The organism is Streptomyces sp. NPDC058000 (assembly GCF_042886435.1).
GTDB lineage: Bacteria > Actinomycetota > Actinomycetes > Streptomycetales > Streptomycetaceae > Streptomyces.
The window spans coordinates 57,310-80,090 of sequence record NZ_JBHVQS010000007.1; the positions used below are offsets into that span (position 1 = coordinate 57,310).

The window sequence follows — 22,781 nt, forward strand, 5'->3', positions numbered from 1 at the left end:
GCGGAGTGCGCAAAATCAGGCCCGGGCCGTACCTCCGGTGTGCCCCCGCGGGCGATACTGGCCCGGTGTCGATGATCAGCAATCTCCGCAAGGCCGCCCAGCTGCCGCAGCCGCGTCAGGGCGGGGTGGACCTCAGCCATCCCGCCCGTTCGCCGCTCGGCACCGCCGTGGTGAACTGCGCGGTCTACGTGTCCGGGGTGCGCCAGGAGGGCAGTCTGCCGGCCGAGGAAGCCATTCGACAGGTCCGGCGGACCGGTGACGGCTTCGTCTGGATCGGCCTGCACGAACCGTCCGAGGTGGAGTTCGCCGGCATCGTCGAGCTGTTCGGGCTGCACCCGCTCGCCGTCGAGGACGCGGTCCACGCCCACCAGCGCCCCAAGCTGGAGCACTACGACGACTCGCTGTTCACCGTCTTCAAGACCGTCCGCTACGTCGAGCACGACCAGCTGACCGACACCAGCGAGGTCGTCGACACCGGCGAGCTCATGGTCTTCACCGGCGTCGACTTCGTGATCACGGTGCGGCATGGCGGCCACGGCTCGCTGGGCCCGCTGCGCGAGCAACTGGAGCGCGACCCGGAGCAGCTCGCGCTCGGCCCGTCCGCGGTGCTGCACGCCATCGCCGACCTCGTCGTGGACGACTACCTCGACGTCGCCGCCGCCGTCCAGGACGACATCGACGACGTCGAGAGCGAGGTCTTCTCGGTGCGCGGCAGTCGCGGCGCCGACCGGATCTACCAGCTCAAGCGCGAACTCCTCGAATTCAAGCGGGCGGTGACCCCGCTGGACCGCCCCCTCCAGGAGTTGGCGACCCGCTCCCTCCAGTTCATCGACCCCCGGACCAAGACCTACTTCCGGGACGTCGCGGACCACCTCGACCAGGTCCGCGAGCGGATCACCGGCTTCGACGAACTGCTCAACTCCATACTCCAGGCACATCTCGCCCAGGTCGCCAACGCCCAGAACGAGGCGATGCGCCGGATGTCCGCCTGGGCGGCGATCCTGGCCGTCCCCACCATGGTCACCGGCGTCTACGGGATGAACTTCGAGTACATGCCGGAGAAGAGCTGGACCTTCGGCTACCCGCTGGTGATGGCCCTGATGGTGGGGGTCTGCTGGCTGATGCACCGCGGCTTCAAGCGGAACGGCTGGCTGTAGACCCGGTCGTCGGACGGCGGCTCCGGGGCGGCACACCGCCCCGTGCGCTCACCGCCCCGCGACGTGCCGCGGCCGGGCGGCTCCGAACCCCGCCGCCACCTGCGGCACCAACAGCACCAGCAGCACCGCCAACGGAACCGTCCAGGTGCCCGAGGCATCGTGTACGGCGCCCAGCACCGCCGGTCCGGTGGCGGCGAGGACGTAGCCGAAGCACTGGGCCATGCTGGAGAGTTGGGCGGTGTGCCGGGTGTCCGGGGCGCGCTGGACGATGAACAGCAGCGCCAGGCTGATCGCCGCACCCTGCCCCAGGCCCAACAGCGTCATCCACAGGTACGCGCCGCCGACCGGCGCCGCCCAGATCCCGACGAAGCCCGCCGCGCACAGCACCGCGCCCAGCGCGGCCAGCGTGCCGGCCCGCAGCCGGCGACCGACGATCACCGGAGCCAGGAACGAGCCCGCGATCCCCAGCAGCGAGGAGAACGACAGCATCCAGCCGGCGTCGCCCGCGCTCAGCCCGGCGTCCTTGAGCATCGTCGGCAGCCAGGCGGCGGCCGCGTAGTAGCTCAGCGACTGGAGCCCCATGTAGCCGGTGACCTGCCAGGCCAGCGGGGAGCGCCACAGACCGCGGACCGGGTGCGCGGCCTGGCGGGCGGCGGCCTCGCCCACCTGGGTACGGCTGCGGAGCTGCGGCAGCCAGAGGATCGACGCGAGCACCGCCAGCACGCCCCAACAGGCCAGCGTGGCCTGCCAGGTGAGCCCGGCGGCCTGCTGTACCGGAACGGTGACGCCGGCCGCCAGCGCCGCGCCGCCGAACAGCGACATCGAGTAGAGCCCGGTCATCAGGCCCGCCTTCGCCGGGAAGTCCCGCTTGATCAGACCGGGCAGCAGGACGTTGGCGACGGCGATCCCGGCACCGATCACGACCGTCCCGGCGAACAGCGCCACCACCGAGTCCAGCAGCCGCAGCCCGGTGCCCAGGCAGATCAGGACCATGGTGCCGAGCAGCGACCGCTCCATGCCGAAGCGCCGGCCCAGCCGCGGGGCGAGCGGCGCCAGCAGTCCGAAGCAGAGCAGCGGCAGCGCGGTCAGCAGACTGGTGGCGGCCGCCGACATCCCGCTGTCGGACCGGATGGTGCCGACCAGCGGGGAGACCGCGACCAGCGCGGGGCGCAGGTTCAGCGCCAGCAGGACGACCCCGAGCCCGAGGTGGAGGGCGCGGCGGCCGGTGGCGCCGGCGGGCACGGGGACGTCCGGTACCGCGGCCGTCGCCGCGCCGGCCGGCCGCGGCCCGGCCTCCGCTATGCCCGATGCCGGTCCGTGTGTCCTCACTGGGGTTCCTCCGTAGTCCCGTCATGTCCGTTTGTTCCGGCCCCGGTTGCCGTTCCGTCCGGGGTGCCGTTGCCGTCCGCCGGCTCCGCGCGCAGGGCGTCGGCCGCCTCGGCGAGGTGGGCCAGCGCCGCCCGCTCGGCGGCGTCCGGATCCCGGGCCTCGATGGCGTCGACGATCGCGGTGTGCGCGTCGATCTGGTGGCGGACCGCTTCGGGCAGCAGCGGCGTGCCGACCACGGCCCGCAGCGTCCCCCGCAGGGCGTCGCTGAACTGCTCGTACAGCTCGGCCAGCAGACTGTTGTGGGCGGCGGCCGCGACCGCCTGGTGGAAGCGCATGTCCGCCTCGATGAACTGGGCCACGTCGCCGGCCTCCCAGGCCCGGCCGCGCACCGCCAGCGCCTCCCGCAGCGCGGCCAGGTCCTCGTCCGTGCGGCGCTCGGCCGCATGGCGGGCGGCGTCCCGCTCCAGGCTGGCGCGGACCTCGTACGCCTCCAGGTTGGCGGCCCGGCGCAGTCGACGCCGGACGGCGGCCCCGAAGCCGCTGCGGGCCCGGACGTACGTCCCGTCGCCCTGTCGCGGCTCCAGCATCCCGGTGTGCACCAGGGCGCGGACCGCCTCGCGGACGGTGTTCCGGCCGACGTCCAACTGCTCCACGAGCAGCGGCTCGGCCGGGATCTTCGCGCCGACCGGCCACTCGCCGTCGGCGATCAGCCGCTCCATCTGCTCGATGACCAACTCGACGAGGCTGGTGCGGGCGGTACTGCGCAGCGGCATCGGCGCCGTCCTCTCGTTCGCGTTCCGCGGGGCCGCGGGTGGCGGTGCCCCAGCGGCGCCCCACTGACAGGACATCGAATTCTACCGGTGATGGGAACATCCCATGTTTAGCGGTGTCAAATGACCGGGCTTAGCCTGAGGGCGGCGATGCCCCTCGGTGGGGCGGGCCGGCCGGCCACCCGGTGAACGACTCCGGTGCCGGCCGCACACACGGACAGAAGGACCCGCGGACCATGGAAGAACGAGCCCGCCGGCCGCTGCCCTGGCAGGGCGAGTGGCCGGTCATCGGTGCGGTGGCGGTGGGCGGCGCCATCGGTGCCGCGGCCCGCTACGGCGTCGGCCTGCTCTGGCCGACCGCCGGCGCCGCCTTCCCCTGGACCACGCTGCTGGTCAATGTGGTCGGCTGCGCCCTGATGGGCGTCCTGATGGTGTTGATCACCGAGGTGTGGGCGGCCCACCGGCTGCTCCGCCCGTTCCTGGGCACCGGCATTCTCGGCGGCTTCACCACCTTCTCGACCTACACCGTGGACATCCAGCGCCTGCTGGCCGCCGGGCGACTGACGCTCGCACTGGCCTACCTCGCCGGCACCCTGCTCGCCGCGCTCGCGGCGGTGGCGCTCGCCGGCAGCGCCACCAGGACGCTCTTCGGGCTGAGGCGGCGGACGGCATGACGGACCACCGGAGGGACCACCGGACCGAACACCGGCCGGACGGTGGGACGGACAGCGCGACGGGCGGCGGGACGGCCGGCCCGGCGGCCGGTCCGGTGCAGCCGGCCGCGGGCCCGGTCGGAAGCCCCGCCCTGCGGCTGACCGTCCTCGTCGGCGAGCAGGACGTCTGGCACCATCGGCCCCTCTACGCCGAGATCGTGCACCGCGCCCGCGCGGCGGGCCTCGCCGGGGCGAGCGCCTTCCGCGGCGTCGAGGGCTTCGGGGCGACCTCGTTGATCCACACCCAGCGGCTGCTGTCGCTCAGCGAGGAGCTGCCGGTGGCGGTGATCGTCGTGGACACCGAGGAGCGGGTGCGGGCGTTCCTCCCGCAACTGACCGAACTGCTGGCGGGCGGGGGCCTGGTGACCCTCGACCCGTGCGAGGTGCTGGCGTTCCGGAGCCGGCCGGGCACAGCCGCCGGCGGGGAGGGCACGACCGGGTGAACTGGCTGCTGGTGGTGGCCGGTGCCATGGTCGGGGCACCGCTGCGCTTCCTCACCGACCGCTTCGTCCAGGCCCGGCACGACACGGTCTTCCCCTGGGGGACCTGTGCGATCAACGTCGTCGGCAGCCTGATCCTCGGCCTGCTGGCCGGCGCGGCCGCGTCCCCGCACGTCCAACTGCTGCTCGGCACCGGCCTGTGCGGGGCGCTGACGACCTATTCGACCTTCTCCTACGAGACGCTCCGGCTGGCCGCCGACGGGGCGCGCCGGTACGCCGCGCTCAACATCGGGGTGAGCCTGGCGGTCGGACTGGCCGCCGCCTGCACCGGAGTGGCCCTCGGCCGCGCCCTCTGACCCGTTCCTCAAGGATCCCCGACCCTCCCGCAAGTCCCCGCGCACACGCGAGCGGTGGGGCTCGGGTAGGAGCCCCACCGCATGGGCGGACGTACGGATTGCGAGGGCTGGTGGGGGGAACGGAGCCGGCCGCCAGGTACCGGCTCCGTCAGCCCGGGCCCGTCATCTGCCCGGCCGCCGTCAGCCCGGCCGGGGGACGGCGGGCCGACCGCCGTGCCGCGTCCAGGGACGGCCTTGCAGGTCAGCCGCCGAAGCGGGCCCCGGCCAGGCCGTTCGCCCAGAGCTGGTCCACCTGGGCGCGCTCATTGTCGTCCGGCTGGGTGTTCTGGCAGGAGGGGCCGGGCCCGCCACCGGACATCAGCTCGCTGCAAGGGCCCTCGTAGTGGTCCGGCAGGCCCAGTACGTGACCGGTCTCGTGCGCCACGATGCGGGTGCGGTTGTACTGCTGGGCCTGGTTGTAGTCGATGAAGACGAAGCCCTTGCCGTGGCCGTCGGTGCTGGCGTACGAACCGCGCGGGTCGTTGCCCTCCTTGTACTGGAAGTCGCCGCCGTTGCCCGCTTGCAGCTTGACGTTCTGGACGGCGCTGTTCCAGATCGAGGCGCTCTGGGATATCTCGTTCGCGAAGGTCGGGGCGGCGCTCGGGTCGTAGGTGACCGTGACCGACTTCAGGTGCGGGTTGGCCTTCATCTTGGCCCGGGCCGACTTCATGACGGCCTCGAAGAACGCCTTGGTGTTCGCCTTCTCCGCCGTCGACCCGGTGTAGGCGGCGATCGAGGCGGAGGTGCTGTGGTGGGGGGCGGAGTGTGCGGTGAGGGACGTGGCCGACACCGGGGCCGCCGCGGCGAGCGCGGCGGCAAGGCCCAGACCGAGCGCAGCCGACAGCGCCGTCTTGGGAGATCTCATGTGGGGGGCTCCTTAATTTCCGAGAGGCCGTACGGCCGCCGTGTGGGGCGGCGGCCGGGGCCCTGCGGATTTCTTGGTGCCGCCGAGTGTGGACGGAGTTCACCCGTGGGGCGGAGATGCCAGGTGGCGATAGCGCGAGCCAATACCCCCGGTGGCCGCGAGCCAACGTGCTGGTGAAGAGCCAGAGTTCGGACCGGCCTGAGAGTCTGGTGTGAGCCGCGCCCGCGCGTTTATGCTCCCGGCGTGGAGCTAGAGGTAAGGCATCTTCGCGCCCTGTGCGCCATCGCCGACACCGGCAGCGTGCGCAAGGCGGCCCGGCAGCTGGGGATGACGCAGCCTTCCTTGACGACCCAGCTCCACCGCATCGAGAAGGCCCTGGGCGGCCAGCTCTTCTTCCGCGAGCCGACCGGCAGTCGCCCCACCCCGCTCGGGCACTCGGTGCTCTGCCGCGCCCGGCCGATAGTGGCCGAAATGCGCGCGCTTGTCGAGGACATCACCTCGGTATCGGTCCGGGAGGAAGGCACCCGGCTGCGGATCGGCAGCACGAACAGCCCGGCCGTCGCGGGCTGGTTGCGCCGGCTGCGCGCCCGGCTCCCGGAGACCGACACCACGATACGGACCGACGTGTCCGCCAACGCCCTGCTCCACATGGTCGCGATGGGGCAGCTCGACGCGGCCTTCGTGCACGAGGTCGAGGGCGCCCCGCTCCGGATCCCCGACGGCCTGGTGGCGCACGAACTCCTCGCCCGGGAGCCGCAGTTCATCGCCCTCGCGGAGAGCCACCCGGCGGCCGGGCGGACCGTCGTCCGGGTCTGTGACCTGGCCGCCGACCAGTGGATGGTCGACCCGACCGTGGACGGCGAATGGGCCGGCCTGCGCCGCATCTGGGCCGCGGCCGGCATCAACCCCCGGGTGGTGCACGGCGATTACCTCACCGCCGTGGACCTCGTCATGGCCGGCGAGGTGGTCACGCCCTGCCAGCCCACCGCCCGCTCCCGCCCCGGCATGGCGATCCGCCCGCTGCACGGTGACCCGCTGGCGGTCCGGCTCTTCATGGCCTGCCGCGCGGACGGCCCGCCGGCCGCCTCCGCCGACGACCTGTTCGCCGACCTCACCGCCGCCTATATGGAGATCGCCTGGGCCAGCGAGGCGTACCACGACTGGCTGGTTCGGCACGGCGGCGTGCTGGCGTCCGGGCGCTGAGACGTCAGGGGCTTATAGCTCGGGGCTATCGCCGGTCGCGGAGCGGACCGGGGACGTCCGCGCCGGCCCCGGAACGACCGCACCCGGCCCGCCAGTGCCGCCGGGTTGCGGCGGGGTGCGGACCGGGTGCGGTCGACGACCAGGCGATCAGGGAGACCGCAGGTCAGCAGGGATGAGGCGAGCTCAGCCCTTCTTGGTCTCCCAGAAGATCTTGTCGATCTGGGCGATCAGGTCCAGGGCCTTCTGGCCGGTGGCCGGGTCGTTCGAGCCCTTGGCCGCGCTGAGGGCCTTGAGGGTGTCGTTGACCAGCTGGTGCAGCTCCGGGTGCTTCTCGAAGTGCGGAGGCTTGAAGTAGTCGCTCCACAGCACCGAGACGTGGTGCTTGGCCAGCTCGGCCCGCTGCTCCTTGATCAGGACGGCGCGGGTGCGGAAGTCCTGGTCCTCGTTGGCCTGGTACTTCTCCTGGACGGCCTTGACCGACTCGGCCTCGATGCGGGCCTGGGCGGGGTCGTAGACACCGCAAGGCAGGTCGCAGTGGGCGCTGACCTTGACCTTGGGGGCGAACAGGCGGGAGAGCATGTTCAGTCCTTCCTCGTGATCGTCTTCTCAGGTGCGAGATTACTCGGTGCGGGAAGGCTTTTCTCGGGCGCCCCGGGGGTCTTAGGGCAAAAGTCCGGTGCCGGGCCGGGACTGATGGAGGATGGTCCGGTGAGGTCGTACGGGGGCTGGACCGGGAGGTACGGATGCCGGAGCGGGTGCGCGAGCCGGAGCAGGAGAGCGGCGGCGGCGCGGAGCCGGTGCGCGGCGGGCCGCTGCGGGCGTTCGGGTTGGCGGAGGTCTACAACCCGTCGATGGTGCCGACGCTCCAACCGGGGGACCAGCTGGTGGTCCAGTACGGCGCGGTGGTGCGCCCCGGTGACGTGGTCGTGCTGCGGCATCCGTTCCGGCAGGACCTGCTGATCGTCAAGCGCGCGGTGGAGCGGCGGGACGGCGGCTGGTGGGTGCGCGGCGACAATCCGTACGTGGAGAACGACAGCCGGGAGTTCGGGGTGGTCCCCGACGAGCTGGTGATCGCCCGGGCCTGGCTGCGGGTGCGGCCGCCGCGCGGCCTTCAGCGCTCGCCGCGGGCGGTGCTCGACTGGGGCGCCTGGGTGCTCTCGGCGGTGAGGCCGCTCTCCCGGCGCTTGCGGGCGCGGTAGGCGGCGACGTTGGCGCGGGTGGCGCAGCGGTCCGAGCAGTAGCGCCGGGACCGGTTGGTGGAGGTGTCCAGGTAGGCGTTGCGGCAGGGTTTGGCCTCGCAGATGCCCAGCCGGTCCACGCCGAGCTCGGTGAGGTGGAAGGCCAGTCCCATGCAGGCGGTCGCGGTGAAGCCGGCGGTGGCGTTGGCGGCGTGGTCGGCGATGTGCATGTGCCAGTTGGGGCGGCTTCCCCCACTCTCGGCTCCTCCCCCACTCTCGGCTTCTCCCCCACTCTCGGCTTCGCTCGCGCGGGGGGACCCCCATGCGCGGGAGGACCCCCATGAGCGGGAGGTGCCCCCATCGTCGCGGGACTCGTGGCCGGAGATCTGCGGGCTGACCGGGAACTCCATCATCAGCGCGTTCAGCAGGTCGACGGCGAGCACCTCGTCGCCGCGGTCGGCGGCCTCGAAGATCGCGCGCAGCCGGGCGCGGACCGTGCGCAGCCGGGTGACATCGCTCTCGGTGGCCCGCCGGGCGGCCTGCTGGGCCGCGCCGAAGAGTTCACGGACCGCTTCGACCGAGGTCAGGGAGTCCCCGCCGCGCTCGGGCTGTTCGGTGTTGACCAGTCGCACGGCGTAATCCGAGTAATAGGCCAGTTCCACTTGTAGTCCTTACGGGGGCGCGTCTAAGTGCGAGTACCCATGCGTAATGAGTGTTGTCAGTACGAGGGTATTACGGGCCGGAGTGGCCGTCTGCCGGTCACCCATCAGTAGACGACCCGCAGTGGCCCACCGACACACGCCGCCACCCACCGTCTTCATGACCACCCACGGGAGGGGACGGGCGAAAAGCCCCGCGCAGCGGCTACGCCCGGCGTCGGAACGGCGCGCGGCGCGGCGGGAGGCACCGCGAGGGTGCCGCCCGCCGCGCCGCCGCGGCAGGTCCGGGAACGTCCGGGCCCGGGGTCCTCAGAGGACCTTGGAGAGGAACGACTGGGTCCGCTCGTGCTGGGGGTTGGTGAGCACGTCGCGCGGGTGGCCGGACTCGACGACCACGCCGTCGTCCATGAAGACCAGCGAGTCGCCGACCTCACGGGCGAAGCCCATCTCGTGGGTCACCACGACCATCGTCATGCCGTCGGCCGCCAGGTCCTTCATGACGTCCAGGACGTCGCCGACCAGCTCCGGGTCGAGGGCCGAGGTCGGCTCGTCGAAGAGCATCAGCTTGGGCTCCATGGCCAGGGCCCGGGCGATCGCCACCCGCTGCTGCTGGCCGCCGGAGAGCTGCGAGGGGTAGTTGCCGGCCTTGTCGGCCAGTCCGACCCGGTCCAGCAGCTTGACCGCCCGCTCCCGCGCGGACGCCTTGGACTCGCCCTTGACCTGGACCGGCGCCTCCATGATGTTCTCCACCGCGGTCATGTGCGGGAAGAGGTTGAAGCGCTGGAAGACCATGCCGATGTCCCGCCGGCGGGCGGCGACCTCGCGGTCGCGCAGCTCGTAGAGCTTGCCGTGGCTCTCGCGGTAGCCGACCAGCTCGCCGTCGACCGACAGCCGGCCGGAGTTGATCTTCTCCAGGTGGTTGATGCACCGCAGGAACGTCGACTTGCCGGAACCGGACGGGCCGATCAGGCAGAAGACCTCCCGGGGCGCCACCTCCAGGTCGATCCCCTTGAGGATGTGCGCCGAACCGAAGGACTTGTGGACGCCCTCGGCCTTGACCATCGGGACCGCGGCCTTGCCGGAGCCGGTGCTCACGGTCTTGCTCTTGCTCTTGCTCATGCCGTACCTCCGGCACGGTTCAGGCCGGCCAGCTTCGCCTTGATGCGCTGGAACGGGGTGGGCGGAAGCTGGCGGCTGGAGCCGCGGGCGTAGTAGCGCTCCAGGTAGTACTGGCCGATGCTGAGGACCGTCGTGGCGATCAGGTACCAGGCGGCGGCCAGGATCAGCATCTCGACCACCACACCGGAGTCCCGGCCGACGTTCTGCGCTGCCTGGAGGAGGTCGTAATACTGGACCGCGATGACCAGGGACGAGGTCTTGAGCATGTTGATGACCTCGTTGCCGGTCGGCGGCACGATCACCCGCATCGCCTGCGGCACGACGATCCGGCGCAGCGTCCTGCCGTGGCTCATGCCCAGGGCGTGCGCCGCCTCGGTCTGGCCCTCGTCGACGGCGTTCAGACCGGCCCGACAGATCTCGGCCATGTACGCGGCCTCGTTGAGTCCGAGTCCGAGCAGCGCGCACAGGAACGGGGTCATGAAGTCCGACCACTCGTCCTTGTAGATCGGCATGATGTCGATGTACTGGAAGACCAGGCCGAGGTTGAACCACAGGAAGAGCTGGACGTAGACCGGGGTGCCGCGGAAGAACCAGACGTAGAACCACGCCACGGACTTGGTCACCGGGTTCTTGGACTGCCGCATGACCGCCAGGATCACGCCCAGCACGATGCCGATCACCATCGCCAGCACGGTGATCCACAGGGTGTTGCGCAGGCCCTTGAGGATGTCCGCGTTGAACATGTACTCCGGTATCGCGCCCCAGTTGACCTTGCCGGCGGCGAAGGCCCGGACGAGCAGCACCAGCAGCCCGATGACGACGAGCGCGGCGACCCAGCGCCCGTAGTGGCGGACCGGTATGGCTTTGATGGGCTCGGGCTGGGCCGGCGGAGCGGCCGCCGGCGGCTCGGCCGGCTTGTCGACGTCAACTGACACGGAGGAAAGCCTTTCAGCGTGTGGCGGGAGAGGCGTGCGTGGGCCGCGCGGGGCGCGCCGGCGGAACGGGGCCGGTCGCCGGCTCAGGTGCCGCCGTTGATCTGCACTTCCTTGATCGCGGCGTCCCTGACGTTCCACTTGGCCAGGACGCCGTCGTACGCGTGGTTCTTGATCACCAGCTCCACGGCCGCCTTGATCGCGTCGCGCAGCTGCTCCTGTCCCTTGGGGACGGCGATGCCGTACGGGGCCGCCTTGAGCGGGGCGCCGCCGACCATCTGGAAGTCGTTGCCGCCGCCGGAGACCTTCACCGCGTAGGACGCGACCGGGTAGTCGCTGGAGACCGCGTCCACACCGCTGGTCCGCAGGCGGGTCTGGGCCTCGGAGTCGTTGTCGAACGCCTCGATGGAGATAGGCTGCTCGCCGCCCGCCTCACAGGCCTTGGACTTGTCCTTGGCGAGGTCGTGGGAGACGGTGCCGCGCTGCACGGCGAGCTTCTTGCCGCACATGGTCTCCCAACCGTCGATGCCCTTGGTCTTGCCCTTCTGCGTATAGAGCGAGACGCCGACGTTGAGGTAATCGACGAAATCGACACCCTCGCCGATCTTCTTACCGGTGGTGCTGTCGATGCCCTGCTGGCGGTCCTTGGTGTCCGTCATCGCCGACATCGCGAGGTCATAGCGCTGGGACTTCAGCCCACCCATGAGGGTGTCGAAGGTGGCGTTGTTGAAATTGAGCTTGATGCCCAATTCCTTACCGATTGCCGCCGCGAGATCCGGATCGATCCCTTCCACCTTGCCGTTCGAGCGGAACTCCACCGGCTTGTACGTGATGTCCGAGCCGACCTGGAGCATCCCCTTGTCCTGGACGTCCTTGGGGAGCTTGCTGAACAGCGGGGCGTGCGGATTGCGGTTCTTGGCCGCCTCCCGCCGGGCGATCGCCGCGTCGGTCTGGTCACCGCAGGCGCTGAGCAGCAACAGCGAAGCGGTGACCGTGGCTATTGCGGCGGCAGTCTTGACGGACTTACCGGACCTGCCGGCCGCCGCGCGGCGGGTGGAGTCTGCGGTCATGCGGATCCTCCTGCGGATGGGTAACCGACGTGCCAGTGTGGGCAGCCGATGTGCTGGTGAGAAGGGGGTGGGCACACACCTTTGGGCACCTTTGGCCGTCGGCCCTCGGTCGGTGACGGAATCTTGCCATCCGGACTCCGGTATTCGGACTGTCGTACAGGTCAAAATCGGATAACGGACGAGCGCGGTACGTCGTCGGCCTTGCGGCACAAGGGGAATCACCTCTCGCCGATACCGAAGGCGAAGTGAGGGGAGAGGGCCCTGTCTCGGAATTCGGACAGTCGCGGGGGATCTTCGGCGATTTCGGGCGTTCCGTCGCTAATGTCGGAGCCCTGTACCGGTAGGTAACGAATCTAACTCGTCGCCTTGCACGCCCGTCCGGTAGAAAGGGTCGTTACACCCCTCATCCGGGGCTCAGGGCGCGTGTGCGGCGCGCCCGGCGTCCGTACCTCCCCCCGCGCGGTGGCTATCCGCTGTGCAGGGCGCGGACGCGGTGCCCGCCCACCCCCCAACCAGGGAGTGGCCACCCTCAACAGATTTACGACAAAGGGGTCAGAGAACAGTGGCAGCGGAGATCGTCAATCCTCGCAGCGACAACGCGACGGGCGCGGAAGAAGGCGCGGACGGCACGTCCGGCGAATTCTTCGATCCGGCCTTCGCGCTGCATCGCGGCGGCAAGATGGCCGTCCAGGCAACCGTCCCGGTGCGCGACAAGGACGACCTGTCCCTCGCGTACACGCCGGGCGTCGCCAAGGTGTGCAGCGCCATCGCCGAGCGGCCCGAGCTCGTGCACGACTACACGTGGAAGTCCCAGGTCGTGGCCGTGGTCACGGACGGCACCGCGGTGCTGGGCCTCGGCGACATCGGGCCGGAGGCATCCCTTCCTGTGATGGAAGGCAAGGCCATCCTCTTCAAGCAGTTCGGCGGTGTGGACGCGGTCCCGATCGCGCTCGCGACCACCGACGCCGACGAGATCGTGGACACCGTCGTCCGCCTCGCGCCGTCCTTCGGCGGCGTCAACCTGGAGGACATCTCGGCGCCCCGGTGCTTCGAGATCGAGCAGAAGCTCAAGGAACGCCTGGACATCCCGGTCTTCCACGACGACCAGCACGGCACCGCCGTGGTCACCCTGGCCGCGCTGCGCAACGCCGCCAAGCTCACCCAGCGCGAGCTCGGCGACCTGCGGGCGGTCATCTCGGGCGCCGGTGCGGCCGGGGTCGCCATCGCCAAGATCCTCGTCGAGGCGGGCATCGGCGACGTGGCGGTCTGCGACCGCAAGGGCGTCGTCTCGGCGGACCGCGGTGACCTCACGGACGTCAAGCGCGAGCTGGCCGGCTTCACCAACAAGGCGGGCCTGACCGGTTCCCTGGAGACCGCGCTGGACGGCGCCGACGTCTTCATCGGCGTCTCCGGCGGCACGGTGCCGGAGGAGGCGGTGGCGAAGATGGCGAAGGAATCGATGATCTTCGCGATGGCCAACCCCAACCCGGAGATCCACCCGGACGTCGCCCACAAGTACGCCGCGGTGGTCGCCACCGGGCGCAGCGACTTCCCGAACCAGATCAACAACGTGCTGGCCTTCCCGGGCATCTTCGCCGGCGCCATGCAGGTGCGCGCCTCGCAGATCACCGAGGGCATGAAGCTCGCCGCCGCGGAGGCGCTGGCCGCCGTCGTCGCCGACGAGCTCAGCGCGGACAAGGTCATCCCCTCGCCGTTCGACGAGCGGGTCGCCCCGGCCGTCACCGCGGCCGTCGCCGCCGCCGCCCGTGCGGAGGGCGTCGCCCGGCGCTGACCTCCCGCCCCCCGCGGAGATCGCTGACGGGCCGGGCCGGCACCCCTCGTGGGTGACGGCCCGGCCCGTCCGGCATAGGGGGCGGTGGCCGGAAAGAGCGGTGGGAATCCGGTCGTCCGCGACCCCGGCGGGGCGGCGCGTGTCACACCCGCGCCCGCTGTCGCGGGGCCCGCCCGCGGCCTACGTTGGGATCATGTTTGCTGCCTACGCCGCCCGCATCGACCGCGACCAGCCGCTGAACGGCCTCGAATTGGGGGAGCGCCCGGCCCCCGCCGCCCGCCCCGGCTGGACCACCGTCGACGTCAAGGCCGCCTCCCTCAACCACCACGACCTGTGGACGCTGCGCGGCGTCGGGATCACCGAGGAGTCGCTCCCGATGATCCTCGGCTGTGACGCCGCAGGCATCGACGAGCACGGCAACGAGGTCGTCCTGCACTCCGTCATCGGGCAGACCGGCCACGGAGTCGGCCCGAACGAGAAGCCGTCCATCCTCACCGAGCGCTACCAGGGCACCTTCGCCGAGCGGGTCACCGTGCCCACCTGGAACGTCCTCCCCAAGCCCGCGGAGCTGTCCTTCGCGGAGGCCGCCTGCCTGCCCACCGCGTGGCTGACCGCGTACCGGATGCTGTTCACCAACGCCGGGGTCCGGCCGGGGGACAGCGTGCTGGTCCAGGGCGCCGGCGGCGGGGTGGCGACCGCCGCCATCGTCCTGGGCGCCGCCGCGGGCCTGCGGGTCTTCGCCACCAGCCGGGACGAGACCAAGCGCAAGCGCGCGGTGGAGCTGGGCGCCGAGGCGGCGTTCGCGTCCGGCGAGCGGCTGCCCCGGCGGGTGGAAGCGGTGATCGAGACGGTCGGCGCCGCCACCTGGTCGCATTCGGTGAAGTCGCTGCGGCCCGGCGGCACTCTGGTCATCTCCGGCGCCACCAGCGGCTTCACGCCGAAGAGCGGGGAGCTCAACCGGATCTTCTTCCTGGAGCTGAAGATCGTCGGTTCGACGATGGGCAGCAAGGAGGAACTGGCCGGGCTGCTCAGCTTCTGCGCCGCCAAGGGCATCCGGCCGGTGATCGACTCCACACTGCCGCTGGACCGGGCGCGCGAGGGCTTCGGGAAGATGGCCGAGGGCGAACTCTTCGGGAAGATCGTGCTGACCGTCTGAGCCGCCGGGCCGGGCCCGTCCCGGGCGTCAGCCGCGCCCGGGCGGCGGGACGTTGACCAGGCTCCGGTGCAGGACGTAGCCGGGCACGTCCGGTACGCCGGGCGTGCCCGCGCCCGTGTCGTCCAGCGGTACCGCCGGGGCGGGGGCGACACCGGGCAGGGCCTCGATCGCCGCCCGGAGCCCGGCCGCGGCGGCGCCGGCCGCGAACGCCCGCCAGGCCGAAGCGTCCACCCACTCCCCGTAGTTGAGCACCCGTCCGCCGTCCTGCGAGAGGTGGAAGTGGGCGCCGAGCAGCCCCGGTACCGGCTCCTCGGCCACCATCCGGAACACGGTGTCGGCGAGGGTGCGCTGGGCCTCCGGCCCGGTGGTGGCGAACGTCGGGGTCACCAGGAACGCCGGCGTCCGGGCGGCGCGCTCCTGGGCCACGTGACTGCGGTAGCGGCGATAGCGGATCAGGCCCGGACGGCGGATGCCCGGGATGGTCTGGTCGATGGGGGCGATGGCCGCGGGACGCCGGGTGCGGACCCACTCCCGGTGGGCGGCGTCGTCCGTCCACTGCGCGTAGTTGAGGACGTGGCCGCCGTCGGTGCTCAGGAACGTGGTGAGCGCCAGCATCGCGGCCGGGCGCTGCTGCTCCTCCCAGGCGGCCAGTACCGCGTCGGCCGCCGCGCGTTGGAAGCGGGCCGCGGGTACCACCCAGGGGCTGATCAGGACGGTGCCGGCGTCGGGCCGCCGGACGTCCGGGAAACCGGAGGCGGGGGCCGGGGCCGAGGCCGGGGTGGTGGCGGTCGGGGGCATGGGGGCTCCTTTTCGTGCCGGGCGGTCCTGGGGCGTCGGGCACGATGCTGCTTCCTCAAGCCTGGTTGAGGTCAAGGAGGTTGGCGTGCGCCGAGGTGTCAACCGCGGTCGGCGCGGCTCAGGCTGTCCATGCAAGTGGACAGCCATGCCCGAAGCAACGGATCCCGCCGCGCGGGCGAGCGACCCGGACCGGCGGGCGACCCGGACCCGCGGGCCGGGCTCCGCGCCGTCGCCGCGTTCCGCCGGCTGCGGGCAGAGCTGCCGAAGGCCGAGCCACGAAGGCCGGGCGGGCGGCCCACAGCCGGGACAGCCGTCGGCACCCCCGGCGCGGACCGGCGGACCGGCCCCGGTGCGGTGCGACCCACTGGCCCCGGTGCGGTCCGTCCCACCGGCCCGGTGCGGTCCGTCCCACCGGCCCGGCGCAGAACGACCCACCGGTCCAGGCGGGTGCGGTCCGTCCCCCGTGCGGACCGCACCTGCCTGGACCGGTGGACCGGCCGTTACGCCTCCCGGTCCGCCTGCGTGTGCGTGTCGTCCGCCCCCGGGCGGCGCAGCAGTGTGCCGATGTGGGCGGCGGTGGCCGCCAACCGGCGGCGGGACTCCGTGAGCTGTGCCGCGGTGACGCCGTGGTCGCGGGCGGCGTCCCGCAGGTCGTCCCGGAAACGGTCCAGCAGGCGGTCGAAGTCGCGGGCCGGGTCGCCGCTGCCCGGCTCGGTGGCCCACGCGGGCGCGGCGGGCTCCTCGGGGGCGTGCGCAGCCCGGGCCGTCGGTGCTTCCGGGGACTCCGGTGCTTCCGAGGACTCCGAAGTCCCCGCCTCGGGGGCCTCCTTGGTGAGGTCGATCCGCTCGACCGTGATCCGCGGGCCGTCCTGGGCCGTGCCGTGGTCCGCGGTGGCGCTGCGGTCCGGGGCGTCCGCGGCGTCCGGGGCGGTCCGCCCGTGCTCGTCGGCCGTATCGGTGCCGGACGTGGCGCCGGTGTACCGGCCGACCTCGCGGGACACCTCGGACAGTGCGTCCCGCACCGCCGCCGACCAGTCGCCGGTGCGCATCGCCCCCTGGGCCTGTTCCTGGACGTGCTTGATGACCCGCTGGACCTCCTCGCGGGCGAACACCTGGGCGTCCCTGGCCTGCTTGCGGGCCCGCTGGGCGTCCTGCTTGGCGCGGCGGCTCTCCTCCTTGGCGCGGCGGGCCTGCTCCTTCCACTCCTCCTTGGCGCGCCGGAACTCCTCCTTCGCCTGGCGCCAGGCGTCCTTGTCGCCGAACGCACCGTCGAAGTAGTCCGAGGCTTCCGGGAACGGCCGTCCACCGGCGGGGCCCGTGCGCCCGCTCTGCCCGGCACCGGCCTTCCCCGCACCGGCCTTCCCGGCGCCCGCCCGGGCCTGCTGGGCGGCCTCCCGGACCTCCCGGCGCAGATCGCGTGCCGAGCCGCTGACATCCGCGCGGATGTCGGAGGCGAGGGCCGCCACCGACTCGCGGATCTCCAGCTCCAGATCGGCGAGTTCCCCGCCGCGGTCGGCCAGTTCGGCGCGGCCGGCGTCGGTGATGGAGTAGACCTTGCGGCCGCCCTCGGTGGTGTGGGTCACCAGGCCCTCGGCCTCCAGCTTGGCCAGTCGGGGGTAGACCGTGCCGGCGGACGGGGCGTAGAGCCCCTGGAAGCGCTCCTCCAGGAGGCGGATGATCTCGTAGCCGTGCCGCGGGGCCTCGTCGAGCAGCTTGAGGAGGTAGAGCCGCAGGCGGCCGTGGGCAAAGACGGGGGGCATGCTCAGAGCACCTTCTTCCCGGCGGGTGGGGTCGTGGGGGAGGGGCCGTCGCCCGGTGCGCCGTCCGGCCTCTCGTCGGCGGGGCCGCCCGGTTCCTCGTCGGCGGGGCGGCGCAGCAGGGCGAGGGAGCCGGAGATGGTGGTGGCCTTGAGCCGGCCGGTGCCGGCCCCCAGCGAGCCGGTGATCCGCTTGGCGCCCCACTGGCCGGTGACCCGCAGGTCGTCGAAGGCGTTGGTGACCGCGCCGGTGGTGGTGCCCGCGTCCACCTTGGCGTCGGCCGGGTCGGGCAGCCGGATGGCGATCTCGCCGGAGACCGTGGTCAGGTCGATCTCCGCCCCCGCCGCCGGGTCCAGGTCCAGGACCATGTCACCGCTGACGGAGTCGGCGTGCACCGCGCCGCCGATGCCCTCGATGACCGTCAGATCGCCCGATACGGAGTTGAACTGGAGGTCGCCGGTCAGGGCCTGGGCCTCGACGTTGCCGGAGACGGTGTCGGCGCGGACCGGACCGGAGAGTCCGACGAGGGTGCAGTCCCCGTTCACCCCGCGCAGCTCCGTGCGCCCCGAGACGCCGGAGACGACCGCACCGGCGCCGACCACCCCGACCTCGACGCGGGTGGTGGCCGGCACCGTCACCGAGACCACCGCGCTGCGGTTCCAGCCCTTGCGCTCCAGGAACTTCAGGAAGCCCTTCCAGGGCAGGTCGTCGTAGCCGACGGAGAGGGTGCCGTCCTCGTAGGAGACCGTCACCGGCGGGCCGTGCAGCTCGGAGAGCTCCAGCCGGGCCGGCCCGCCCTCGGAGGTGCCGACGACGTTGACGGTGCCGCCCATCAGGCGCACGGAGAGGGCGCTGACGGGTTCCTCGATCTCCAGTGTGCGTGGTGCGGAGACCGTCCACTCGGTCCGGGCTGACATACCTGACCTCCCCTGGGTAGGCAGACACGCAACATATCGCGTCTTCGTTAGACACGATATATCGCAGCCCGCGGGAGTCAAGCGGGTCCACCCCCGACCCTGCCCTGATACGCCCCTGCCGTTTCCCCTAGGTGACGCCGGCCCGGCCCGCCGGCTACGCGCCCTACGCGTCGACCTCGTCCTTACGAGTCCTACGCGCCCTACGGCCTACGCGCCCTACGGCCTACGCGCCCTACGGCCTACGCGCCCTACGGCCTACGCCCCCTACGGCCTACGCCCCCTACGGCCTACGCCCCTATCCCCTACTCATCGTCCTCGTCGTCCAGCCGAGCCAGCCAGGTGGCCAGCCGCTCGACCGGAACCTCGAAGTCCGGGTTGAGGTCGACGAACGTCCGGAGCTGCTCGGCCACCCACCCGAGGGTGACCTCCTCCTCGCCGCGCCGGTTCTCCAGCTCCTCGATGCCGCGGTCAGTGAAATACACGTGCTCTCCACCAGGTCAAAGGGACATTGCGGCCAGGATAGGCAGCCGCGGGGACCCGCCGTGCCACCGGCCGGGGGCGGCCCGCACCGCCCCCGGACAGCCCGAAGGGCCCGCCCCACCGAACGGTGGGAACGGGCCCTTCGCGGACCGTGGTCAGCGGTGGCTGGACGCTTACGCGTCGAAGACCTCCGCCACCAGCTGAGCCTGCTCGGCCTGGTGCCGCTTGGCCGAACCGACCGCCGGCGACGAGCCGTGCGGCCGCGAGATGCGGCGCAGGCGCTCACCGTGCGGGACGTCGGCGCCGACCGCCAGGTCCAGGTGGTCGATCAGGTTGAGGCCGAGGAACGGCCAGGCACCCTGGTTCGCCGGCTCCTCCTGCGCCCACAGGTACTTCTCGGCGTTCGGGAACTTGGCGATCTCCGCCTGGAGCTCCTTGCCGGGCAGCGGGTACAGCCGCTCGATCCGGACCAGCGCGGTGTCGAACGCGCCGCGCTTCTTCCGCTCCTCCTCCAGGTCGTAGTAGACCTTGCCGGAGCAGAAGACGACCTTGCGGACGTCCTCGGGCTTGACCACGCCGTCGCCGATGACCGGACGGAAACCGCCGGTGGTGAACTCCGCCGCCTTCGACGCCGCGGCCTTCAGACGCAGCATCGACTTCGGGGTGAAGACGATCAGCGGCTTGTGGTGCGGGTTGTGCACCTGCCAGCGCAGCAGGTGGAAGTAGTTCGACGGGAGCGTCGGCATCGCGACGGTCATGTTGTTCTGCGCGCACAGCTGGAGGAAGCGCTCGATCCGGGCCGAGGAGTGGTCCGGGCCCTGGCCCTCGTAGCCGTGCGGGAGCAGCAGGGTGACGCCGGACGTCTGGCCCCACTTCTGCTCCGCGGAGGAGATGAACTCGTCGATGACGGTCTGCGCGCCGTTGGTGAAGTCACCGAACTGCGCCTCCCACATCACCAGCGCGTCCGGACGGGCCAGCGAGTAGCCGTACTCGAAGCCCATCGCCGCGTACTCGCTGAGCAGCGAGTCGTAGACGTTGAAGCGGGCCTGGTCCTCGGACAGGTACAGCAGCGGCGTGAAGTCCTCGCCGGTCTTCCGGTCGATCAGCACCGCGTGGCGCTGGCCGAACGTGCCGCGGCGGGAGTCCTGGCCGGCGAGCCGGACCGGGGTGCCCTCCATCAGCAGCGAACCGATGGCCAGGGTCTCGCCCATGCCCCAGTCGATGGTGCCGTCCTCGATCATCCCCGCCCGGCGCTGCAGCTGCGGCAGCAGACGCGGGTGGACGGTGATGTGGTCGGGGATGGCGACCTGCGACTCGGCGATCCGCTTGACGACCTCCTGGGAGACCGCGGTCTCCACGTGGACCGGGAACTCGGCCTGCGGCTGCGGGACCTCCGGCACGGCCGGGGCCGTGCCGGCGTCGCGCACCTCGGTGAAGACCTTCTCCAGCTGGCCCTGGAAGTCCTGGAGCGCCTGCTCCGCCTCTTCGAGGGTGATGTCGCCCCGGCCGATCAGCGACTCGGTGTAGAGCTTGCGCACCGAACGCTTCTTGTCGATCAGGTCGTACATCAGCGGCTGGGTGAAGGCCGGGTTGTCGAGCTCGTTGTGGCCGCGGCGGCGGTAGCAGATCAGGTCGATGACCACGTCCTTGTTGAACGCCTGGCGGAACTCGAAGGCGAGCCGGGCGACCCGGACGACGGCCTCGGGGTCGTCGCCGTTGACGTGGAAGATCGGCGCCTCGATCATGCGGGCCACGTCGGTGGCGTACATGGAGGAGCGCGAGGACTCCGGCGCGGCGGTGAAGCCGACCTGGTTGTTGATGACGACGTGCACCGTGCCGCCGGTGCGGTAGCCGCGCAGCTGGGACATGTTCAGCGTCTCCGCGACCACGCCCTGACCGGCGAACGCCGCGTCACCGTGCAGCTGGATCGGCAGGACCGTGAAGTCCGTACCGCCCTTGTTGATGATGTCCTGCTTGGCGCGGGAGATGCCCTCGACGATCGGGTCGACGGCCTCCAGGTGGGAGGGGTTCGCGGCCAGGGAGACGGTGATCTGCTCGCCGTCCAGGCCGGTGAAGGTGCCCTCGGCGCCCAGGTGGTACTTCACGTCGCCGGAGCCGTGCATCGACTTCGGGTCGAGGTTGCCCTCGAACTCGCGGAAGAGCTGGGCGTACGACTTGCCGACGATGTTCGCCAGCACGTTGAGCCGGCCGCGGTGGGCCATGCCGATGACGGCCTCGTCCAGTCGCGCCTCGGCCGCGGAGTCGATGACCGCGTCCAGCAGCGGGATGACGGACTCGCCGCCCTCCAGCGAGAAGCGCTTCTGGCCGACGTACTTGGTCTGCAGGAACGTCTCGAACGCCTCGGCGGAGTTCAGCCGGCGCAGGATGCGCAGCTGCTCGTCGCGCTCGGGGGACTTGTGCGCGCGCTCGACCCGGTCCTGGATCCACTTGCGCTGCTTGGGGTCCTGGATGTGCATGAACTCGATGCCGGTGGTGCGGCAGTACGAGTCGCGCAGCACGCCCAGGATGTCGCGCAGCTTCATCATGGACTTGCCGGAGAAGCCGCCGACCGCGAACTCGCGCTCCAGGTCCCACAGGGTGAGGCCGTGCTCGGTGATGTCGAGGTCGGGGTGCTTGCGCTGGTGGTACTCCAGCGGGTCGGTGTCGGCCATGACGTGGCCGCGGACCCGGTAGGAGTGGATCAGCTCGAAGACCCGCGCGGCCTTGGTGACGTCGTCATCGTGGGAGGCGTCGATGTCGCGCAGCCAGCGGATCGGCTCGTAGGGGATCCGCAACGACTTGAAGATGTCGTCGTAGAAGTCGTTCTCGCCGAGCAGCAGCTGACTCATGATCCGCAGGAACTCGCCGGAGGCGGCGCCCTGGATCACCCGGTGGTCATAGGTGCTGGTCAGCGTCATGACCTTGGAGACACCCAGCTTGTTCAGGGCGTCCTGCGAGGTGCCCTGGAACTCGGCCGGGTAGTCCATCGAGCCGACGCCCATGATCATGGACTGGCCGGGCATCAGGCGCGGCACCGAGTGGACGGTGCCGATGCCGCCGGGGTTCGTCAGCGACGCGGTGACCCCGGTGAAGTCGTCCATCGTGAGCTTGTTGTCCCGGGCCCGGCGGACGATGTCCTCGTACGCCTGCCAGAACTCGAAGAAGCTCAGCGTCTCGGCCTTCTTGATGGCCGCGACGACCAGCTGGCGCTCGCCCTTCGCCTTCACCAGGTCGATGGCCAGGCCGAGGTTGATATGCGCCGGCTTGACCAGCGTCGGCTTGCCGTCCTTCTCCGCGAAGGAGTTGTTCATCGACGGCATGGCCTTGAGGGCCTGCACCATCGCGTACCCGATGATGTGCGTGAAGGAGACCTTCCCGCCACGGGCGCGCTTGAGGTGGTTGTTGATGACGATCCGGTTGTCGAACAGCAGCTTCACCGGGACCGCGCGGACGGACGTGGCCGTCGGCAGCTCCAGGGACGCGCTCATGTTCTTCGCGACGGCCGCCGACGGGCCGCGCAGGGTGACGAACTCGGGACCCTCGGGCGCCTCGCCGGTGGGGGACTGCTTGGCAGCCGGAGCCGGCTTCGCCGCGGGCTTCGCGGGGGCGCTCTTGACGGGCGCGGGCGCAGCACTCGCGGCCGGCTTCGCCGGGGCGGCGACCGGGGCGACCGGGGCCGCGGCGGGGGGCTTCGGCGCCTGTGCGGCGGGGGCCGCCGCAGGGGCCGGGGCCGACGGGGCCGGAGCTGCCGGGGCAGCGTCGGCCGTCGGCTGGCTCGGCGCGGTGGCGCCGCCCGGCTTGTAGTCGGCGAAGAAGTCCCACCAGGCTCGGTCTACCGAGTTCGGGTCCTGGAGGTACTGCTGGTAGATCTCGTCGACGAGCCACTCGTTGGAACCGAACGCGGCAGCGGGATTCTTCCGCTGCTCTTCCTGTTCGGTCGAGACACTCGCACTGTTGGGGGACTGTAGCGACACGGCGGCAACCGCCCTCTTCCGCTTCCTAAGGTGGTGGACAGCGGGAATAAAGGCTACGCCTCTTGTGACCTTTGGTG

The 22,781-nt window shown here is 71.5% G+C and carries 21 protein-coding genes; 8 read left to right on the forward strand and 13 right to left on the reverse strand.

Annotated elements, in window-relative coordinates:
- The first annotated feature begins 71 nt into the window (after positions 1-71).
- The gene (gene corA, locus ACFVT2_RS10155; RefSeq protein ID WP_390014956.1) at positions 72-1,157 is read left to right on the forward strand and encodes a magnesium/cobalt transporter CorA; all 1,086 of its coding nucleotides are present in this window, start codon (positions 72-74) and stop codon (positions 1,155-1,157) included.
- A gap of 48 nt (positions 1,158-1,205) precedes the next feature.
- On the opposite strand, the gene ACFVT2_RS10160 is transcribed toward corA, so the two are convergent.
- Together ACFVT2_RS10160 and ACFVT2_RS10165 are read right to left on the reverse strand one after the other, a co-directional pair.
- Positions 1,206-2,486: a CynX/NimT family MFS transporter gene (locus ACFVT2_RS10160; RefSeq protein WP_390014617.1), complete on the reverse strand. Its 1,281-nt coding sequence runs from the start codon at positions 2,484-2,486 to the stop codon at positions 1,206-1,208.
- Positions 2,483-3,259, reverse strand: coding sequence for a FadR/GntR family transcriptional regulator (locus ACFVT2_RS10165; RefSeq protein WP_390014620.1), 777 nt, complete (start codon positions 3,257-3,259; stop codon positions 2,483-2,485). Before ACFVT2_RS10165 ends, ACFVT2_RS10160 begins: the two co-directional genes overlap by 4 nt.
- Before the next feature lie 233 nt (positions 3,260-3,492).
- Here ACFVT2_RS10165 and crcB (ACFVT2_RS10170) point away from each other — a divergent pair, with 233 nt between their 5' ends.
- The 3 genes from crcB (ACFVT2_RS10170) (at position 3,493) to crcB (ACFVT2_RS10180) (ending at position 4,765) form a co-directional block, all read left to right on the forward strand.
- The gene (crcB, locus tag ACFVT2_RS10170) at positions 3,493-3,930 is read left to right on the forward strand and encodes a fluoride efflux transporter CrcB (protein ID WP_390014623.1); all 438 of its coding nucleotides are present in this window, start codon (positions 3,493-3,495) and stop codon (positions 3,928-3,930) included.
- A gap of 95 nt (positions 3,931-4,025) precedes the next feature.
- Positions 4,026-4,412, forward strand: a complete 387-nt coding sequence (locus tag ACFVT2_RS10175) for a DUF190 domain-containing protein (RefSeq protein WP_390014959.1) — start codon at positions 4,026-4,028, stop codon at positions 4,410-4,412.
- Positions 4,409-4,765 (forward strand): fluoride efflux transporter CrcB, encoded by a 357-nt coding sequence (crcB, locus tag ACFVT2_RS10180; RefSeq protein WP_390014625.1) that lies wholly within the window; start codon positions 4,409-4,411, stop codon positions 4,763-4,765. Before ACFVT2_RS10175 ends, crcB (ACFVT2_RS10180) begins: the two co-directional genes overlap by 4 nt.
- A gap of 241 nt (positions 4,766-5,006) precedes the next feature.
- Here crcB (ACFVT2_RS10180) and snpA read toward each other — a convergent pair whose 3' ends face one another.
- The gene (gene snpA, locus ACFVT2_RS10185; RefSeq protein WP_390014627.1) at positions 5,007-5,669 is read right to left on the reverse strand and encodes a snapalysin; all 663 of its coding nucleotides are present in this window, start codon (positions 5,667-5,669) and stop codon (positions 5,007-5,009) included.
- Between the two features lie 243 nt (positions 5,670-5,912).
- Here snpA and ACFVT2_RS10190 point away from each other — a divergent pair, with 243 nt between their 5' ends.
- The gene (locus ACFVT2_RS10190; RefSeq protein ID WP_390014630.1) at positions 5,913-6,872 is read left to right on the forward strand and encodes a LysR family transcriptional regulator; all 960 of its coding nucleotides are present in this window, start codon (positions 5,913-5,915) and stop codon (positions 6,870-6,872) included.
- 183 nt (positions 6,873-7,055) lie between these two features.
- On the opposite strand, the gene sodN is transcribed toward ACFVT2_RS10190, so the two are convergent.
- Positions 7,056-7,451 carry a superoxide dismutase, Ni gene (gene sodN, locus ACFVT2_RS10195; protein ID WP_390014633.1) on the reverse strand — a complete coding sequence of 132 codons (396 nt, stop codon included), beginning with the start codon at positions 7,449-7,451 and terminating at the stop codon, positions 7,056-7,058.
- A 164-nt stretch (positions 7,452-7,615) separates the two neighbouring features.
- Here sodN and sodX point away from each other — a divergent pair, with 164 nt between their 5' ends.
- Positions 7,616-8,071, forward strand: a complete 456-nt coding sequence (gene sodX, locus ACFVT2_RS10200) for a nickel-type superoxide dismutase maturation protease (protein WP_390014636.1) — start codon at positions 7,616-7,618, stop codon at positions 8,069-8,071.
- Here the strand turns inward: sodX and ACFVT2_RS10205 are convergent.
- From ACFVT2_RS10205 to ACFVT2_RS10220, 4 genes are all read right to left on the reverse strand, one after another.
- The gene (locus tag ACFVT2_RS10205) at positions 7,984-8,712 is read right to left on the reverse strand and encodes a CGNR zinc finger domain-containing protein (protein WP_390014638.1); all 729 of its coding nucleotides are present in this window, start codon (positions 8,710-8,712) and stop codon (positions 7,984-7,986) included. The genes sodX and ACFVT2_RS10205 overlap by 88 nt on opposite strands.
- A 306-nt stretch (positions 8,713-9,018) precedes the next feature.
- On the reverse strand, positions 9,019-9,771 hold the full coding sequence (locus tag ACFVT2_RS10210; protein WP_390014961.1) for an amino acid ABC transporter ATP-binding protein: 753 nt from the start codon (positions 9,769-9,771) through the stop codon (positions 9,019-9,021).
- Positions 9,772-9,824: 53 nt separating this feature from the next.
- Positions 9,825-10,763 carry an amino acid ABC transporter permease gene (locus ACFVT2_RS10215; protein ID WP_390014640.1) on the reverse strand — a complete coding sequence of 313 codons (939 nt, stop codon included), beginning with the start codon at positions 10,761-10,763 and terminating at the stop codon, positions 9,825-9,827.
- Positions 10,764-10,846: 83 nt separating this feature from the next.
- Positions 10,847-11,830 (reverse strand): ABC transporter substrate-binding protein, encoded by a 984-nt coding sequence (locus tag ACFVT2_RS10220; protein ID WP_390014642.1) that lies wholly within the window; start codon positions 11,828-11,830, stop codon positions 10,847-10,849.
- 562 nt (positions 11,831-12,392) lie between these two features.
- Here ACFVT2_RS10220 and ACFVT2_RS10225 point away from each other — a divergent pair.
- Both ACFVT2_RS10225 and ACFVT2_RS10230 read left to right on the forward strand, forming a co-directional pair.
- A complete protein-coding gene (locus tag ACFVT2_RS10225) occupies positions 12,393-13,622 on the forward strand; it encodes an NADP-dependent malic enzyme (protein ID WP_390014644.1) in 1,230 nt (409 codons plus the stop codon).
- A gap of 193 nt (positions 13,623-13,815) precedes the next feature.
- Positions 13,816-14,778, forward strand: coding sequence for a zinc-binding dehydrogenase (locus ACFVT2_RS10230; protein WP_390014647.1), 963 nt, complete (start codon positions 13,816-13,818; stop codon positions 14,776-14,778).
- Positions 14,779-14,805: 27 nt separating this feature from the next.
- Here the strand turns inward: ACFVT2_RS10230 and ACFVT2_RS10235 are convergent, their stop codons facing one another.
- The 5 genes from ACFVT2_RS10235 to ACFVT2_RS10255 all read right to left on the reverse strand — a co-directional run bounded on the left by ACFVT2_RS10235 (position 14,806) and on the right by ACFVT2_RS10255 (position 22,704).
- Positions 14,806-15,576, reverse strand: coding sequence for an antibiotic biosynthesis monooxygenase (locus ACFVT2_RS10235; protein WP_390014650.1), 771 nt, complete (start codon positions 15,574-15,576; stop codon positions 14,806-14,808).
- Positions 15,577-16,076: 500 nt separating this feature from the next.
- The gene (locus ACFVT2_RS10240) at positions 16,077-17,336 is read right to left on the reverse strand and encodes a helix-turn-helix transcriptional regulator (RefSeq protein ID WP_390014652.1); all 1,260 of its coding nucleotides are present in this window, start codon (positions 17,334-17,336) and stop codon (positions 16,077-16,079) included.
- Between the two features lie 2 nt (positions 17,337-17,338).
- The gene (locus tag ACFVT2_RS10245) at positions 17,339-18,250 is read right to left on the reverse strand and encodes a DUF4097 domain-containing protein (RefSeq protein ID WP_390014654.1); all 912 of its coding nucleotides are present in this window, start codon (positions 18,248-18,250) and stop codon (positions 17,339-17,341) included.
- Positions 18,251-18,552: 302 nt separating this feature from the next.
- Positions 18,553-18,732 carry a DUF6104 family protein gene (locus ACFVT2_RS10250; protein ID WP_004937694.1) on the reverse strand — a complete coding sequence of 60 codons (180 nt, stop codon included), beginning with the start codon at positions 18,730-18,732 and terminating at the stop codon, positions 18,553-18,555.
- Positions 18,733-18,903: 171 nt separating this feature from the next.
- Entirely contained in the window at positions 18,904-22,704 is a 3,801-nt protein-coding gene (locus tag ACFVT2_RS10255) for a multifunctional oxoglutarate decarboxylase/oxoglutarate dehydrogenase thiamine pyrophosphate-binding subunit/dihydrolipoyllysine-residue succinyltransferase subunit (RefSeq protein WP_390014657.1), read from the reverse strand.
- Positions 22,705-22,781: the final 77 nt, after the last annotated feature.